General features: G+C 62.3%; 10 protein-coding genes. 3 read left to right on the top strand and 7 right to left on the bottom strand.

All coding sequences use genetic code 11. The annotated features are described in order from the left end of the window. Positions 1-21 precede the first annotated feature (21 nt). Both ptsP (BM110_RS17270) and nagE read left to right on the top strand, forming a co-directional pair. On the top strand, positions 22-2532 hold the full coding sequence (gene ptsP / locus BM110_RS17270) for a phosphoenolpyruvate--protein phosphotransferase (RefSeq protein ID WP_093513886.1): 2511 nt from the start codon (positions 22-24) through the stop codon (positions 2530-2532). Between the two features lie 27 nt (positions 2533-2559). Beyond that, entirely contained in the window at positions 2560-4266 is a 1707-nt protein-coding gene (nagE, locus tag BM110_RS17265) for an N-acetylglucosamine-specific PTS transporter subunit IIBC (RefSeq protein ID WP_093513885.1), read from the top strand. 173 nt (positions 4267-4439) lie between these two features. Here nagE and BM110_RS17260 read toward each other — a convergent pair whose 3' ends face one another. Further along, on the bottom strand, positions 4440-4751 hold the full coding sequence (locus BM110_RS17260; protein WP_015885716.1) for a YqfO family protein: 312 nt from the start codon (positions 4749-4751) through the stop codon (positions 4440-4442). Between the two features lie 4 nt (positions 4752-4755). Continuing rightward, positions 4756-8652 carry a phosphoribosylformylglycinamidine synthase gene (gene purL / locus BM110_RS17255; protein WP_093513884.1) on the bottom strand — a complete coding sequence of 1299 codons (3897 nt, stop codon included), beginning with the start codon at positions 8650-8652 and terminating at the stop codon, positions 4756-4758. A gap of 287 nt (positions 8653-8939) precedes the next feature. Here purL and mltF point away from each other — a divergent pair, with 287 nt between their 5' ends. Then, complete coding sequence (gene mltF / locus BM110_RS17250) at positions 8940-10400, top strand: membrane-bound lytic murein transglycosylase MltF (protein WP_093513883.1); 1461 nt, start codon at positions 8940-8942, stop codon at positions 10398-10400. A 124-nt stretch (positions 10401-10524) separates the two neighbouring features. Here the strand turns inward: mltF and BM110_RS17245 are convergent, their stop codons facing one another. From BM110_RS17245 to treP, 5 genes are all read right to left on the bottom strand, one after another. Continuing rightward, positions 10525-10803, bottom strand: coding sequence for a PTS sugar transporter subunit IIB (locus BM110_RS17245; protein ID WP_071489269.1), 279 nt, complete (start codon positions 10801-10803; stop codon positions 10525-10527). A 2-nt stretch (positions 10804-10805) separates the two neighbouring features. Continuing rightward, positions 10806-13322 carry a phosphoenolpyruvate--protein phosphotransferase gene (ptsP, locus tag BM110_RS17240; protein ID WP_093513882.1) on the bottom strand — a complete coding sequence of 839 codons (2517 nt, stop codon included), beginning with the start codon at positions 13320-13322 and terminating at the stop codon, positions 10806-10808. Between the two features lie 49 nt (positions 13323-13371). Then, positions 13372-14592, bottom strand: coding sequence for a maltoporin (locus BM110_RS17235; RefSeq protein ID WP_093513881.1), 1221 nt, complete (start codon positions 14590-14592; stop codon positions 13372-13374). A 69-nt stretch (positions 14593-14661) separates the two neighbouring features. Beyond that, positions 14662-16308 carry an alpha,alpha-phosphotrehalase gene (gene treC / locus BM110_RS17230; protein ID WP_071489266.1) on the bottom strand — a complete coding sequence of 549 codons (1647 nt, stop codon included), beginning with the start codon at positions 16306-16308 and terminating at the stop codon, positions 14662-14664. Positions 16309-16426: 118 nt separating this feature from the next. Then, a complete protein-coding gene (gene treP, locus BM110_RS17225) occupies positions 16427-17869 on the bottom strand; it encodes a PTS system trehalose-specific EIIBC component (RefSeq protein WP_093125001.1) in 1443 nt (480 codons plus the stop codon). Positions 17870-18038: the final 169 nt, after the last annotated feature.

Below are 18038 nucleotides of genomic sequence, written 5' to 3'. Positions count from 1 at the left end.
TTCCTGATGAGTACCGTGCCCATGTCCAACAACAATAATGACCTGACCCTCAGCGCCCCCCTCAGCGGACCGGTGCTGGCCCTGGGCAACGTTCCCGACGAAGTGTTCGCCAGCGGCGCCATGGGCGACGGCATTGCCATCGACCCGTTGAATGACTGCCTGCATGCACCCTGTGACGGCGTGATCATCCACGTCGCCCGCACCGGGCATGCACTGACGATCCGCGCTGACAACGGTGCCGAGGTGTTGATGCATGTGGGCATCGATACGGTGGAACTGAACGGCGAAGGCTTCGCCTTGCTGGTGAAGGATGGCGCGCGGGTAAGCAAGGGCCAGGCGCTGGTGCAGTTTGAGCTGGACCGCATTGCACGCCAGTGCAAGAGCCTGGTCAGCCTGATCATCCTGACCAATGGCGAGCGCTTCGAGTTGCGCTCGGTGGCGGCTAGAACGGTCAAGGTCGGCGAGCCGTTGTTGCAGATCGTGGCGCGTTCGGCAGCGTCGGTGTCGACGCCTGTGGATAACTCGGCGGGTGAAGCCAGCGCCCGCGTACGCATCACCCATCGCGGTGGTTTACATGCCCGCCCGGCGGCGTTGGTGCGCAAGGCTGCGCAGGGTTTCAGCAGCCAGGCCTCGCTGCACTTTGGCAATAAAACCGCCTCGTGTGACAGCCTGATCGGTTTACTGGGCCTGGGTATCGGTGAAGGGGATGAGGTGCGTGTGAGCTGTCGCGGCAAGGATGCCGAAGCGGCGGTGCAGGCAGTGATCGCGGCCTTGTCAGCCGTCGTCAAGGAAGAACACCACACCCCGGTGGCAGCCGCGCCCCGTCGGGTCAATACCGAAGTGGGTGTGTTGCAAGGCGTGTGTGCCGCGCCGGGCCTGGTCTGCGGGCCATTGTTCCGCCTGACCGGTATCGAACTGCCGGCAGACACCGGCAAGCATGCTGCCGACGAGCAACTGCAACGCCTGGATGCCGCCCTGGAGCAGGTGCGCAGCGAAATCCGCAGCACCCTGGATCATGCGCGCCAACGCAAGAACGTCGAGGAAGAAGACATCTTCGCCGCCCACCTCGCCCTGCTGGAAGACCCGACCCTGCTGGACGCCGCCACCGGCGCCATCGAGCACGGCAGTGCCGCCACCCATGCCTGGCGCGATGCGATCCAGGCGCAATGCGCCGTGTTGCTGGCCCTTGGCAAACCGCTGTTTGCCGAACGCGCCAATGATCTGCGGGATTTGCAGCAACGGGTACTGCGCGCATTGCTGGGTGAAACCTGGCACTTCGAATTGCCCGCAGGGGCGATTGTCAGCGCCCACGAACTCACCCCGTCCGACCTGCTGCAACTGAGCGCGCAAAATGCCGCAGGCATCTGCATGGCCGAAGGCGGTGCCACCTCCCATGTGGCTATTTTGGCCCGTGGTAAAGGCTTGCCCTGTGTGGTCGCGCTGGGCGCCGAAGTCCTCGATGTGCCCCAGGGCCAACGCGTGGTCCTCGACGCTGCCAACGGCCGCCTGGAACTGGCGCCCAGCGATGCGCGCCACGCCGAAGTACACCAGATTCGCGATACGCAGAAACTGCGGCGCCAGCAACAACAGGCCCAGGCCCGGCAGCCGGCACGCACCGCCGATGGCGTGAGCATCGAAGTTGCCGCGAATGTTGCCTCCAGCGCCGAAGCCTTGGTGGCGTTTGAAAATGGCGCCGATGGCGTCGGCCTGCTGCGCACCGAGTTTCTCTTCGTCGACCGCCGCACCGCGCCGGACGAACAGGAACAACGCCAGGCCTACCAGGCCGTGCTGGATGCCATGGGCGACAAGTCGGTGATCATCCGCACCATCGACGTAGGTGGCGACAAGCAGCTCGACTACCTGCCACTGCCGGTCGAGGCCAACCCGGTGCTGGGCCTGCGCGGTATCCGCATGGCCCAGGTACGCCCGGAACTGCTCGACCAGCAACTGCGGGCGCTGCTGCAAGTCAGCCCGCTGGAACGCTGCCGCATCCTGCTGCCGATGGTCAGCGAAGTGGATGAGTTGTTGCAGATTCGCCAGCGCCTGGACGAGTTGTGCGCCGAGCTGGAACTGACCCAGCGCCCCGAACTGGGCGTGATGATCGAAGTGCCCGCCGCCGCGCTGATGGCCGAGCAGTTGGCCAAACATGCCGACTTCCTGTCCATCGGCACCAATGACCTGTCCCAGTACACCCTGGCCATGGACCGCGACCACGCCGGCCTCGCCGCGCGCGTCGATGCGCTGCACCCGGCGCTGCTGCGGCTGATCGCCCAGACCTGCGCAGGCGCGGCGAAACACGGGCGCTGGGTTGGGGTCTGCGGCGCCCTCGCCTCCGACCCGCTGGCCACGCCGGTACTGGTCGGCCTGGGGGTCAGCGAGCTGTCGGTGAGCCCGCCGCAGATCGGAGAAATCAAGGACCGCGTCCGCCACCTGGACGCGGCGCAATGCCGGCAACTGAGCCAGGGCCTGCTCGACCTGAGCAGCGCCCAGGCCGTTCGCCAAGCCTGTCAATACCACTGGCCGCTGAGCTGACAACAACAAGAAAAAAGGAGACTCGCCATGTACCAACATTTCATCGAAGGCCTGCAACGCCTGGGCCGTGCACTGATGCTACCGATCGCGATCCTGCCGATCGCCGGCCTGTTGCTGCGCCTGGGCGACACCGATCTTTTGAACATCGCGGTGATGCACGACGCCGGGCAGGCGATCTTCGCCAACCTGGCGCTGATCTTTGCCATCGGCATCGCCGTGGGTTTCGCCCGCGACAACAACGGCACGGCGGGTTTGGCGGGTGCGATTGGTTACCTGGTGATGGTTTCCACGCTCAAGGTGATGGACGCGACCATCAACATGGGCATGCTTGCCGGTATCGCCAGCGGCCTGATGGCAGGCGCGCTGTATAACCGCTTCAAGGACATCAAGCTGCCGGAGTACCTCGCGTTTTTTGGTGGGCGAAGGTTCGTACCGATTGTCACGGGGTTCTCGGCGGTCGCGCTGGGTGTGATCTTCGGCCTGATCTGGCCGCCGATCCAGCACGGCATCAACAGCTTCGGTGTGCTGCTGATGGAAAGCGGCAGCCTGGGCGCCTTCGTGTTTGGCGTGTTCAACCGCCTGCTGATCGTCACCGGCCTGCACCATATCCTCAACAACATGGCGTGGTTCGTGTTCGGCACCTTTACCGACCCGGTGACCGGTGCCGTGGTGACCGGCGACCTGACCCGTTATTTTGCTGGCGACCCCAAAGGCGGCCAGTTCATGACCGGCATGTTCCCGGTGATGCTGTTTGGCCTGCCGGCTGCGTGTTTGGCGATGTACCGCAATGCACTGCCGGAGCGGCGCAAAGTGATGGGCGGGATTTTCCTGTCGATGGCGCTGACGTCGTTTCTGACCGGGGTGACCGAGCCGATTGAATTCGCCTTCATGTTCCTCGCGCCGTTTTTGTACCTGATCCATGCGGTGCTGACCGGCCTGTCGATGGCGGTCACCAATATGCTGAATATCCACCTGGGCTTTACCTTCTCCGGTGGGTTTATCGACATGGTGCTGGGTTGGGGCAAGTCCACCAACGGCTGGTTGGTGTTCCCGGTGGGGTTGGCGTATGCGCTGATCTACTACAGCGTGTTCAACTACTGCATTCGTCGTTTCAACCTGAAGACGCCAGGGCGGGAAGATATCCAGGTGGTGCAGGCTGAGGTGATGACAGATAACCAGCGCGCCACGGCCTACATCCAGGCCTTGGGTGGTGCGCAGAATTTGCTGAGTGTCGGCGCCTGCACCACGCGCTTGCGGTTGGACATGGTGGATCGCAACAAGGCGGTGGATGCGGAGTTGAAAGCGCTGGGTGCCATGGCGGTCGTACGGCCAGGTAACGGCGGCAGTTTGCAGGTGGTGGTCGGGCCGATGGCAGACAGCATTGCCGATGAGATTCGGTTGGCCATGCCTTCGTTTGTTGCCAGTGCGCCCGTGCAACCGGCGCCTGTGGATAAGCCCGTATCAGTGAATGTGCAAGAGGCTGAGAAATGGCTGAATGCCTTGGGTGGCCGAGGTAATGTTCGCCAGTTGGAAGCGGTGGCGATGACGCGGTTGCGAGTGGAGTTAGGGGATGACTCGGAGTTGTCTGAAGCTGACCTGACTGCTCTGGGTTGCCAGGGTGTGAGCCAGCTGGAAAGCGGTGTTTGGCATTTGTTGATTGGTGACAAAGCGTCGGGCTTGGGTGACGCGTTGGAGCGGTTGGTCAGCGGTCGCCAGATTGGGGCTGGGGCCTAACAAATCTTGGCCTGAACAGCCCCCATCGCGGGCAAGCCCGGCTCCCACATTTTTATCTGTGAATACATTCAAGATGTGGGAGCCGGGCTTGCCCGCGATGAGGCCCTGACAGCCGACAAAAAACCCGCTGGCCAAACTGGCCCAGCGGGTTTCTTGTTTTTGCAGCGTGCGAATCAAAAATCCGCCAACTGCCACACCTCATACGCCGGTGTCTCGTAGGGGTGACTGAGTTTCAACGCAGCCACAACCGCCACAATCAACTCATCCGCCACCACCAGCTCAACCTTCCACTCTTCAACCACTTCAACCTGGCCCACCTGCCCGATAAACGGCTGACTGCCGTCCAACGCGCGGAATTGGCCCTGGCCCAGCACTTGCCAGGCGCAGCTGTCGTAGTTGCCGATGCGCCCGCCACCCGCTGCGAAGACAGCGGTTTTCACCGTCTCCACGTGGCTGTCGGGCACGAAGAAGCTGAGCTTGTACACGGCCTTAGTTCACCCACACGCGGGCGTTGCGGAACATGCGCATCCAGGCGCCGTCTTCGTTCCACTCTTCCGGACGCCACGAGTTCTGCACGGCGCGGAATACACGCTCCGGGTGCGGCATCATGATGGTCACGCGACCGTCGCGGCTGGTAAGGCCGGTGATCCCGCGCGGCGAGCCGTTCGGGTTGGCCGGGTAGGTCTCGGTGACCTTGCCGTGGTTGTCGACGAAACGCAGGGCGACGGTGCCGGACAGGTCAGCTTCAAGCAACGCTTCTTCACTGGCGAACTCGGCATGGCCTTCACCGTGGGCAATGGCGATCGGCATGCGCGAACCGGCCATGCCTTGCAGGAAGATCGAGTTGGACTCCTGCACCTGCACCATGGCAACACGGGCTTCGAACTGCTCGGAACGGTTGCGTACAAAGTGCGGCCAGAACTCGCTGCCTGGGATCAGTTCGCTGAGGTTGGACATCATCTGGCAACCGTTGCACACACCCAGGGTGAAGCTGTCGTTGCGCTCGAAGAAGCCCTGGAACGCATCGCGCGCACGGCTGTTGAACAGGGCCGACTTGGCCCAGCCTTCACCGGCACCCAGCACGTCGCCGTAGGAGAAACCGCCGCAGGCCACCAGGCCCTTGAACTCGTTGAGGTCAACGCGACCGGCGAGGATGTCGCTCATGTGCACGTCGATCGCATTGAAGCCAGCGCGATCGAACGCCGCCGCCATTTCCACCTGGCCGTTGACGCCCTGCTCACGCAGTACGGCAACTTGTGGACGAATGCCTTTCTTGATGTAAGGCGCGGCGATGTCCTGGTTGACGTCGAAGCTGAGCTTGGTGCTCAGGCCCGGGTTGTCTTCTTCCAGGATCACGTCGAATTCCTGCTCGGCGCAGTCGGCGTTGTCACGCAGGCGTTGGATCTGGTAGCTGGTCTCGGCCCACTGGCGTTGCAGCAAGCGGCGCTGGCCGGCAAACACCGTGTCGCCATTGAACGAGATGTTGATCTCGCCGTTGTTGATCGGCTGGCCGATCACCGCCACGCAGTCGTCCAGGCCAGCGGCGCTGAATTGGGCGAGTACGTCCGGGGTCGCGTCCTGGCGAACCTGGATCACTGCGCCCAGCTCTTCGTTGAACAGGATGCCGTTGATCTCGGACGCATCCTCGGCAACGCTGTCGAGCACGATATTCAGGCCGCAGTGACCGGCGAAGGCCATCTCGACAACGCTGGTCAGCAAGCCACCATCGGAACGGTCGTGGTAAGCCAGCAGGTGACCGTCGGCGTTGAGGCCCTGGATCACGGCAAAAAAGGCTTTGAGGTCTTCGGCGTCATCGACGTCCGGAGCCTGCTTGCCGAGCTTGCCATGGGTCTGCGCCAGGATCGACGCGCCCATGCGGTTCTGGCCACGGCCCAGGTCGATCAGGATCAGGTCGGTGGTGCCCTTGTCCATGCGCAGTTGCGGGGTCAGGGTCTGGCGGATGTCGGTAACCGGTGCAAAACCGGTGACGATCAGCGACAGCGGCGAGGTGACTGTCTTGTCGACGCCGTCTTCGTTCCAACGGGTGGCCATGGACATGGAGTCCTTGCCCACCGGAATGGTGATGCCCAGCTCAGGGCACAGTTCCATGCCGACCGCCTTGACGGTGTCGTACAGGCGCGCATCTTCACCCGGGTGGCCGGCAGCGGACATCCAGTTGGCCGACAGCTTGATGTCGGACAGCTTGCCGATGCGCGACGCCGCGATGTTGGTGAGGGTTTCACCGATTGCCATGCGGCCTGACGCCGGCGCATCCAGCAGGGCCAGCGGCGTACGTTCGCCCATGGCCATGGCTTCACCGGTGTAGACGTCGAAGCTGGTGGCGGTGACGGCAACGTCAGCCACCGGCACTTGCCACGGGCCGACCATCTGGTCACGTGCCACAAGGCCGGTGATGGTGCGGTCGCCGATGGTGATCAGGAAGCTCTTGCTCGCCACGGCCGGGTGGTGCAGCACGCGTTCGATGCTGTCGGCCAGTTCAAGTTGGCTTGGGTCGAAGTCATCGCCCAGCTCGGCTTCACGTACCGCCGAACGGTGCATGCGCGGGGCTTTGCCCAGCAGCACTTCAAGCGGCATGTCCACCGGGCTGTTGCCGAAGTGGCTGTCGGTGACGGTAAGCTGCGGTTCGGCAGTGGCTTCGCCGACCACGGCAAACGGGCAGCGCTCGCGTTCGCAGATGGCCTGGAAGCGCGCGAAGTCTTCTGCGCCAACCGCCAGTACGTAGCGTTCCTGGGATTCGTTGCTCCAGATTTCGTGCGGGGCCATGCCCGGCTCGTCGTTTGGAATGTTGCGCAGTTCGAAGCGGCCACCCCGGTCGCCATCGTTGACCAGTTCCGGGAAGGCATTGGACAAACCGCCCGCGCCGACGTCGTGGATGAAGCTGATCGGGTTCTTGTCACCCAACTGCCAGCAACGGTCGATGACTTCCTGGCAGCGGCGTTCCATCTCCGGGTTTTCGCGCTGTACCGAAGCGAAGTCCAGGTCTGCCGAGCTGGTGCCGGTGGCCATGGAGGACGCCGCGCCGCCGCCGAGGCCGATCAGCATCGCCGGGCCGCCGAGCACGATCAGCTTGGAGCCGACCAGGATCTCGCCTTTCTTGACGTGTTCTTCACGGATGTTGCCCATGCCGCCGGCCAACATGATCGGCTTGTGGTAGCCGCGCACTTCATCGCCACGCGGGGTGGTGATGGATTGTTCGAAGGTCCGGAAGTAACCGGTCAGCGCCGGACGCCCGAATTCGTTGTTGAACGCAGCGCCGCCCAGCGGGCCTTCGATCATGATGTCCAGCGCGGTGACGATGCGCTCAGGCTTGCCGTACGGCACTTCCCACGGCTGTTCGAAACCCGGGATCTGCAGGTTGGACACGGTGAAACCGGTGAGGCCCGCCTTGGGCTTGGCGCCGCGACCGGTAGCACCTTCGTCGCGAATTTCGCCGCCGGAACCGGTGGCTGCGCCCGGGAACGGGGCAATCGCGGTCGGGTGGTTGTGGGTCTCGACCTTCATCAGGATGTGCACCGGCTCCTGGACCGCGCCGTACTGGCGGGTCTCAGGGTCCGGGAAGAAACGGCCGGCGACGGAGCCGACGATCACCGAGGCGTTGTCCTTATAAGCAGAAAGAACCCCTTCGCTGTGCATCACGTAGGTGTTCTTGATCATGCCGAACAGGCTTTTTTCCTGGCTTTCGCCGTCGATGTCCCAGCTGGCGTTGAAGATCTTGTGACGGCAGTGCTCGGAGTTGGCCTGGGCGAACATCATCAGTTCGATGTCGTGCGGGTTGCGCTTCAAGCCGTTGAAGGCGTTGACCAGGTAGTCGATCTCGTCTTCGGCCAGGGCCAGGCCCAGCTCGGTGTTGGCCTTCTCGAGGGCGGCGCGGCCACCGCCGAGCACGTCAATCGCGGTCAGCGGCTTGGGCTCGGCATGGCTGAACAGGCCGGCAGCCTGTTCCAGCTGGCTGACGATGATCTGGGTCATGCGGTCGTGCAGGCTGCTGGCGATCAGCTCGGCGTCGGCATCGCTGAACTGGCCCGCGACGTAGAAAGCGATACCACGCTCCAGACGCTGGATTTTCTCCAGGCCGCAGTTACGGGCGATATCGCTGGCCTTGCTCGACCAGGGCGAGATGGTGCCGAACCGTGGCAGCACCAGGAACAAGCGGCCATCAGGCTCTTGGACCGGAACGCTTGGGCCGTACTTCAGAAGGCGTGCGAGCACTTGCTGTTCGTCGGCGTTCAACACGCCGGTAACGTCGGCGAAGTGAGCAAATTCAGCGTACAGGCCTGTAACAGCTGGAACCTTCTGGCTCAGTTGCTCAAGGAGCTTGCTGTGGCGAAAGGCAGAAAGGGCAGGAGCGCCGCGCAGGATCAACATCTTCGGGACAGCCTCGGGAAGGGGGTGTGCTTTGAGGCCGTGCATTCTAGCGTAAACCGCCGCCAACGGCACCCGAAACGCTACCGGTGGCTGCCGCCGAACGTCAGTTGGCCGGATTGCACCCCTTTCGCCGGGTCATGAGGGGCATTCGGCGCAGTTATTTTAACCGTCACAATCCCTCGCCAAGCCGCGTTTCTGCGGGTTGCAGCACAGTTTTGCCGGCGCTAGCAGACAACGCCCACGCTGTCGAGATATGGCGCCGTGGGCCGTTTGCGTATACTGCGCAGATGTTCTCCCCAACGGCTTTGCGACCGCGATGCGCCAAATGGCTCATCGCCACCGGACTCTTCCTGATGCTCAGCGCCTGTGTTGATAAACCCAGCACGCTCGAGCGAATCAAGGAGGATGGCGTCTTGCGGGTGATCACCCGGAACAGCCCGGCGACTTATTTCCAGGACCGCAACGGTGAAACCGGTTTCGAGTACGAACTGGTCAAGCGCTTCGCCGACGACCTGGGCGTGAAGCTGGAGATCGAGACCGCCGACAACCTCGACGACCTGTTCGGCCAGTTGGGCAAACCCAACGGCCCGGTCCTCGCCGCCGCCGGCCTGGTCAGCAGCGAACAGCGCAAGGCGCAGGTACGTTTCTCCCACCCTTACCTGGAAGTCACTCCGCAGATCATCTACCGCAATGGCCAGTCCCGCCCGACGAACGCGGCGGACCTGGTGGGCAAGAAGATCATGGTGCTCAAGGGCAGCACCCACGCCGAACAATTGGCGGCGCTGAAGAAGCAGAATCCTGCAATTGAATACGAAGAATCCGACGCCGTTGAGGTAGTCGACCTGCTGCGCATGGTGGACGAGGGGCAAATCGATCTGACCCTGGTGGACTCCAACGAAGTGGCGATGAACCAGGTGTACTTCCCCAACGTACGCGTGGCGTTCGACCTGGGCGACGCCAGCAACCAGAGCTGGGCTGTCGCTGCCGGTGATGACAACAGCCTGCTCAACGAGATCAACAGTTACCTGGATAAAGTCGAGAAGAACGGCACGTTGCAGCGTCTGAAAGACCGCTACTACGGGCACGTCGACGTGCTCGGCTATGTGGGTGCCTACACCTTCGCCCAGCATCTGCAGCAGCGTTTACCCAAGTACGAGAAACACTTCCGCGCCTATGCCAAGGAAGAAAAGGTCGATTGGCGCCTGCTGGCCGCCATCGGCTATCAGGAATCGCTGTGGCAGCCGGCCGTCACCTCCAAGACCGGCGTGCGTGGCCTGATGATGCTGACCCAGAACACCGCCCAGGCCATGGGCGTGTCCAACCGCCTGGATCCCAAGCAAAGCATCATGGGCGGCGCCAAATACCTGGCCAAGATCAAGGATGAACTGGACGACAGCATCGCCGAACAGGATCGCACCTGGTTCGCCCTCGCCGCCTACAACGTTGGCACCGGCCACCTGGAGGATGCGCGCACGCTGGCCAAGCGCGAAGGCCTGAACCCGAACAAGTGGCTGGATGTGAAAAAGATGCTGCCGCGCCTGTCGCAGAAGCAGTGGTACAGCAAGACCCGCTACGGCTATGCGCGAGGCGGTGAGCCGGTGCACTTTGTGGCAAACATCCGGCGTTACTACGACATCCTCACCTGGGTGACCCAGCCGCAGCTGGAGGGCAACCAGGTGGTCGAAGGCAACTTGCATGTGCCGGGTATCGACAAGACCAAGCCGCCGGAAGACAACCCACAGTTGTAAGAACACAGCAAAACCCAGTGGGAGGGGGCTTGCACCCCGATAGCGGTGTGTCAGCTACAAATAAGCTGACAGATACATTGCAATCGGGGGCAAGCCCCCTCCCACATTTTGATCTCTATTTGGATTAGAGACCGGTGAGCAGATGGACTACGCCGCCTGTTAACACCATCACCCCTGCGACACCGGCCGCCTTCAACGCCACCTCATCCAACCGCCCCGCATCCTGCAACTGCACCCGCACCCGCGTCAGCGCCACACGCTGCTGCGTTTTGAGGTTGTCCGCGCCGCCCAACGCGCTGATTACTTCGGCCGGCAATAGACTCTGCGTCGGTGTTGCTACGGTCTCGGCAATCAAATCCGGCGTCAGGGCTTTCCAGAACGCCCGCTGTAATTTCTCGAACATGCTCAAAGCTCCATGACAGGTGAGGTTTCAACGGTGGCTGCGTGATATTGGCGCAAGGCCTCACGCACCTGGGCGGCTTCTTCCAGGCCCAGTACCTGACGGGCGATGATCTGGCAGTCGGCCAGGTCCAGTTCGCGCACGGTGGCCTTGATGGTGGGGATCAACGGCACGCTGACCGACAACTCGTCCACGCCCAGCCCGATCAGCACCGGCACGGCCAGCACTTCGGAAGCCAGCGCACCGCACACCCCCACCCACTTGCCATGGGCATGGGCGGCCTTGACCGTGGTGGCGATCAGGCGCAGCACCGCCGGGTGGAAACTATCGGCCTGGTTGGCCAGGCGCGGGTGGTCGCGGTCCATGGCCAGGGTGTATTGGGTCAGGTCGTTGGTGCCGATGGAGAAAAAGTCCACATGGGGCGCGAACACATCCGCCATCAGCGCGGCGGACGGCACTTCTATCATGATGCCCAGCTTCGGCAGCTCGGTAAGCCCCAGCGCCAGTGCTTCCTCTTCAAGCATCCTGCGGGCCAGGTGCAGCTCCGACAGCAGGCTGACCATCGGCAACATGATGTGCAGCCGCGCAAAACCTGCGCTGGCGAGGATCGCACGGAATTGTTCGCGCAGCAGCTCAGGACGCTCCAGGCACAGGCGGATACCGCGCAGGCCGAGGAACGGGTTGGTTTCGGCGTCCATCGGCACATAGGCCAACGGCTTGTCGCCGCCGACGTCCAGGGTGCGCACCACCAGGTTGCGCTCGGTGCCCAGGGCACGGGCGATGGCGGTGTAGGTGGCCGCTTGTTCATCGGGGCCTGGCGCACGGTTGCGATCCAGGTAGAGGAATTCCGAGCGCAGAAGGCCGACACCTTCGCCACCCAGGGTCAGGGATTGCTCCACCTCCTGCAACGAGGCCACGTTGGCGGTGACTTCGACGTGATGGCCATCGCGGGTGGTGGCGGACAAAGACGCCTGTGCCACATCGCGCTGATGGCGGAGCGCCTGTTGCTTGCGCGCAATGTCCAGTTGCTCGATTTCGGCCAGGTCCGGCTCCAGGTGCAGCTCGCCCTTGTCGGCGTCGAGCAACACCTGTTTGCCATTGGCCAGCCCCAGTACCTCGGTTGGAACACCGCAAATGGCCGGTAGGCCGAGGGCGCGGGCAAGGATGGCGACATGACTGGTCGCGCCGCCGCCAACGGTGACGAACCCCAGCACTTTGCGGGTATCCAGGCTGGCCGTCTGCGAAGGGGTCAATTGCTCGGCGATCAGGATCGCGCGCTCCGGCAAGTCCCAGCCGTTGTCCTGAATACCCAGGATCAGTTTCAGCACACGCTTGCCGACATCGGCCAGGTCTGCCGCGCGCTCGGCGATCAGCGCGTTGCCCAGCCCCTGGAATAGCTTGACGGTCGCGAGCGTGGCACTGTTCCAGGCAAACGCGGCGCTCTTGCCCTCCGCCAACAAACGGTGGGCTTGTTCCAGCAAGGTCGGGTCTTCGAGCAATTCTTGGTGAGCGCGGAAAATCTCGGCCTGGGCACTGCCGGCAGCCTTGTCCCGTAACGCCTGCAATGCCTCAGTGGCAGCCAGCAGGCCACGCGCCAAGGCAGCACGTTCGGTGGCTTCCCCCGTGCCTTGCTCAGTGATGGTCAGTTCAGGCTCAGTCACTTGAACAACCTGGCCAAACGCCGAACCCGGCGATGCACACACGCCCCGCAGCACGGTCGCCGACGACTGAATTTCGACGGGCTCGGCAACGCTCGCAATTACCTCGCCACAACCTTCAGCCAACAAGGCCACCAGCGCCTTGATCGCCTCTTCGGCATCTTGCCCTGCTGCGCTCACCTGCAAGCTGTCGCCCCGTACCGTTTGCAACGCCATGATTGCCACCAGCGACTTGGCGTTGGCGCTCTGGGTTTGCTTGTGCAGGTAGATGCTCGCCTTGAACCCCTTCGCCGCCTGGGCGAACACCGCCGCCGGCCGGGCGTGCAAACCGTTGGCATTGGGTAAGGTCAACGGCTTGGAGAACAGCGCATCGCCCTCCTCCTCGTCCACTGCGCCAACGGCTTCACCGGGGGATAACTGCAGCAACGGCTGGCCGACCTCCACACCATCGGTGGCCAACACGCTGAACGGCTCGCCGCTGACCACCAGCATCAAGGTCAGCAGACTGCGCGCATGGAGCGCCACGTAGTCGGCATCGAATTCGATCAACGGCTGCCCGGTCTCCACCCGCTGGCCTTCCTGCACCAACCGGGTGAAGCCCTTGCCCGCCAGGTTCACAGTGTCCAGGCCAATGTGCATGAGCACCTGGACGCCGTTGTCGTCGGTGATGCTGACGGCATGACCACTGTCCTGGATATTGCTGATCGTCCCGGCCAATGGCGCGCAGAGGGTCTGCGACGTGGGGTCGATGCACAGGCCATCGCCGATCAGGCGGCTGGAGAAGACCGGGTCGGGCACCTTGTCCAGCGCCAGCAGCACACCCGACAAGGGCGCCAGTAATTCCAGGGGTTGAGTTGTGGTCATGACTTCACCTGTTGTTTTGTTCCGTAGATATCATTGAGCGGAGGAAGGGTCACTTCCACCAATACTCAACCTGCACACCAACGTTCGACCCATGCCGCGCCGTGCCATACGAGCCGGTATCGGACAACGCCGACCCCGCCGCCAATTCATTCGCCGCACGTTTGGCCGCTTCGTTCCAGGTGGCATAGGTGTAGTACAAGCGCACCTCCGGCCGCGCCCAGAAATCCGGGCCTTTGGGCGACCAGGTCGGAGCGAAGGTGAATTTGCTCAGTTTGCGCGTCCCGCCCGTAGCCTCGACCTGATCATGCCCAAGCTCGGCGACCAGTTTGAACTGTTCGCTGATGGCGTACGCCGGACGCACACCGAGGGACATCCAGGTCTGGTCCTGGCTGCCCGGACGAATATCCTTCTGGTATACCGCTTCGATCTGCCCACCGAAACGCGGGGTCACCTGCCAATCGAAAAACTCCACGGCGCGGTAACTTTTGCTGCTCTTGTCCAGCAAGGTATTGCCGGTGTAACCCAGGCCGGTGCCGGGGCCTTCGCCGTACTGCAAGGCGAACTTGTTCTTGCCGCCCAGGAAAGGTTTTTGCACGTGCTGCGCGGTGAGCGCCCAACCGCTGTTGGTGTCGCGCCCGCCGGCTTTTTCGATGTAGCTCAGGCCCAGTTCCAGCTCGCCGCCAGGGTTGGTCTTGAAGCCCGCGACGTTGAAGTCGTGACGGGTGGCGTATTCCTTCTGGTACAGGTTGTCCTTGCGGGAAATGGCATAGCTGTACTTGAGGTCGCCGATCAGCACGTCCTCGATACCACCGCCCGTGGCGCTCTGGTTCCAGTAGTAGAAGTCAGAGATATGGATGTCGTTACGTTTGTAGTAACGCCGGCCGGCCCACAGCGAACCGCCATTAAGGGCTGGCAGGTTGGACCACTGCGCATACATCTGCGGCATGCGCGCGGTGCCGTTGTTTTCGCCCTGGAACTTCAGCGCGCGGTCGTACTTGTTGTAGAGCGATGCCATGGCATCGACGCTGAGCACCGAGCCGTCGTCGAGGGTGAGCAGGTCCTGGCGCAACTCCAGTTCGGCGTACTGCTCGCACTCGTTGCCCAGACGGTATTTGGTTTGCGCCCCGGGTAATTGGAAACACTGCTGTGGGCCACTGCCCGTCGACGTCCCCGCGCCACTGCGCACGTAACCCGCAAATTCCAAGGCTTGAACGCCAAGAGGCAGGCTTAGACAAGACGCAACGAGGCCCAGCTTTATTGTTGTTTTCATAAAGCACTCCGATATTTTTATTATGTTTTTTGCAGCGCCCCGTGCTCCCACACGGGGTTACAGCGGGTCTCAGTCCTTGAGGTGCAGCACGAACGATTCGTAAGGGCGTAATGCAACCGTGCCCGTTCGCGCCGGGCAGTCGGGGTAGTTACTGATCAGCAGGCGTTGTTCAGTCGCCTGGTTGATCACGTTGTCCGGCAGTTGGATTTCGCAGGGCGTGCCGTAGAAGTTGTTCAGCACCAGCAGGCGTTCGCCATGGCCTTCGCGCAGGTACGCCCAGACTTGCGAGTGGCCTTGCAGCAGCTCGCGATAAATACCTTCCTGGATCAGCGGTTCATGACGGCGCAACGCAATCAATGCGCGGTAGTGATGCAGCACGGACTCGGGGTCATCCCGTTGGCTTTCGACGTTGATGATGGAGGCATTGGCCGGAATGCCGATCCAGGGTTCTCCGCTGCTGAAACCGGCATTCCTGTCGGCATTCCACTGCATCGGCGTACGGCCGTTATCGCGGGACTTCTGCATGATCGCCGCCATGCTCGACGCCTCGGATTCCCCCGCATCACGCTTGAGTCGGAAGATGTTCAGGGTCTCCACATCGCGGTACTGTTCGATCCGGTCAAAGCCCGGATTGGTCATGCCCAGTTCTTCGCCCTGGTACACATACGGCGTGCCCTGGAGAAAGTGCAGCGCGGTGGCGAGCATCTTGGCCGAAACCACGCGATGTTCACCGTCATTGCCGAAACGCGAGACCACCCGCGGCTGGTCGTGGTTGCACCAGAACAGCGCGTTCCAGCCGCCACCGGCCTGCATGCCCAGCTGCCAGTCAGAGAAGATCTGCTTGAGCTGCAGGAAGTCGAAGTCAGCCTTCACCCACTTCTGCAGGTTCGGGTAATCGACTTTCAGGTGATGAAAGTTGAAGGTCATCGACAGTTCTTTCGACGCGGGATTGGAGTAGCGAATGCAGTGCTCGAGGCTGGTGGACGACATCTCGCCGACATTGATCAGGTCATGTCCCTCGAAGACTTCGCGGTGCATTTCCTGCAGGTATTCATGCACGTTCGGGCCGTCGGTGTAGAAACGGCGGCCGTCGCTGGTGTCCTCGGGGAAATCGGCGGGCTTGGAGATCAGGTTGATCACATCCAGGCGGAAACCGCCCACGCCCTTGTCGCGCCAGAAGCGCATCAGCTTGAACACCTCGGCGCGCACCTTGGGGTTGTCCCAATTCAGGTCGGCCTGGGTGTGGTCGAACAGGTGCAGGAAGTACTGGCCGGTTTGCGCCTCGTATTCCCAGGCCGAGCCGCCGAACTTGGACTCCCAGTTGTTCGGCTGGTCGCGCCAGATGTAGAAGTCGCGGTACGGATTGTCCAGGCTGCTGCGTGCCTGCTGGAACCATTCGTGCTCGATGGAGGTGTGGTTGACCACAATGTCGAGCATCAGCTTGATGCCGCGCTTGGCCGCTTCGCTGATCAGCAGGTCGCAGTCGGCCATGGTCCCGTAGCTGGGGTCGATGGCGTAGTAGTCGCTGATGTCGTAGCCGTTGTCGCGTTGCGGCGAGCGCAGGAATGGGGTGATCCACAGGCAGTCCACGCCCAGCCACTTGAGGTAGTCGAGCTTGTCCACGATGCCCAGCAGGTCACCGGTGGCGTTACCCGCGTGGCTGTGGAAGCTTTTGGGGTAGATCTGGTAGATCACCGAGTGTTGCCAGTCTTGCATGGTGGGTTCCTTCAGTTGATTGCTGTGCAGGCCTTTCGGGCCTCATCGGGGGCAAGCCTCCTCCCACATTTGAAATGCGTTTCAATGTGGGAGGGGGCTTGCCCCCGATTGCGATGGTTCAGGCGACGCGATATCCAGGCCGAACAATTTTCATGCTCAACGCACAGGTCAGGACAAACGGCACCACGATCGCGATGACCATCCCGATAACAAAGCTGGGGATGTACTGCGGAATGATCGAAATGAATCCAGGCAAGCCACCGACGCCGATGGCCGACGCCTGCACCTTGTTCAGCGACAGGAAAATGCTGCCCAGCGCCGAGCCGAGCAGCGCTGCATAGAACGGGAACTTGAAGCGCAGGTTCACGCCAAACATCGCAGGTTCAGTGATGCCGAAGTACGCGGAAATTGCCGAGGTCGAGGCCATGCTTTTGTCCCGTGCATTACGGGTGGTGTAGAACACCGCGAGCGCGGCGCTGCCCTGGGCCAGGTTGGACATGACGATCATCGGCCAGATGAAAGTGCCGCCCTGGGTGGAGATCAGTTGCAGGTCCACGGCGAGGAACATGTGGTGCATGCCGGTGATCACCAGCGGCGCATACAGCAGGCCGAAAATCGCCCCGCCGACCATCGGCGCCAGGTCAAACAGGGTGACCACGCCTTCGGTGATCAGGATGCCGAGGTGACGGGTCACCGGGCCGATGATGGCCAGGGCCAGCACGCCGGTCACGACGATGGTGGTGATCGGCACGACCAGCAGTTGAATCGCGTTGGGCACCCGCGCCCGCAGCCATTTCTCGATGACGCTCATCACGTAGGCCGCCATCAGGATCGGTAGGATCTGCCCCTGGTAACCGACTTTTTCAATCTTGAACCAACCGAAGATATCGAAGTACGGCAGGCTCTGGCCGTCGAGACCAGCCACCGCCTTGCCGTAGTTCCAGGCGTTGAGCAGGTCCGGGTGCACCAGCATCAGGCCGAGCACGATGCCGAGGATTTCGCTGCCGCCAAACCGCTTGGCCGCCGACCAGCCCACCAGGGCCGGCAGGAACACAAACGAGGTGTTGGCCATCAGGTTGATCAGGCTCCACAGGCCATCCAGGTCCGGATAAGCCTCCAGCAGCGTCTTGCCCTCGATGAACATGCCCTTGGCGCCCATCAGGTTGTTCACGCCCATCAACAGGCCGGCGATGATCAGCGCGGGCAGGATCGGCATGAACACATCGGAGAACACCCGCACCAGGCGCTGCATGGCGTTGGTCTTGTCGGCGCCCTTCTTCTTCACGTCGGCGATGGTCGCGGCGGCGAGGCCGGTCTGTTCACGCAGGGCGGCGTAGACCTTCTCCACTTCGCCGGGGCCGATCACCACCTGGAACAGACCGCCGGTAAAGAACGAGCCCTTGACCAGATCCACCTGGTTCAGCGCGCTGCTGTTGACCAGGCTCGGGTCCTTGAGCGCCAGGCGCAGACGGGTCACGCAGTGAGCAGCTTGCTCAAGGTTGTCGCTGCCCCCGAGGTTCTCGAGAATCTCGCGGGCGATATTGGAATAGTCGTGGCTCATGCTTGGGTTCCACTTTGGTTTTTTTTATTGGGGGCAGTCATTGGCAGCACGCCGAGGGCAAAAGTACTCGTCTGTACGAGTTAAAGCAACAACTCGTCTGTACGAGTTACATATTGTTTATCTTTTGTAGGACAGCGCGTCGCTGCAAGCCGCATGAACCAAGGGTCTA

The organism is Pseudomonas sp. NFPP28 (genome assembly GCF_900115535.1).
Taxonomy (GTDB): Bacteria; Pseudomonadota; Gammaproteobacteria; order Pseudomonadales; family Pseudomonadaceae; genus Aquipseudomonas; species Aquipseudomonas extremorientalis.
The sequence above is the reverse complement of the archived record's forward strand: the minus strand, read 5'-3'. Positions and strand labels throughout refer to the sequence as shown.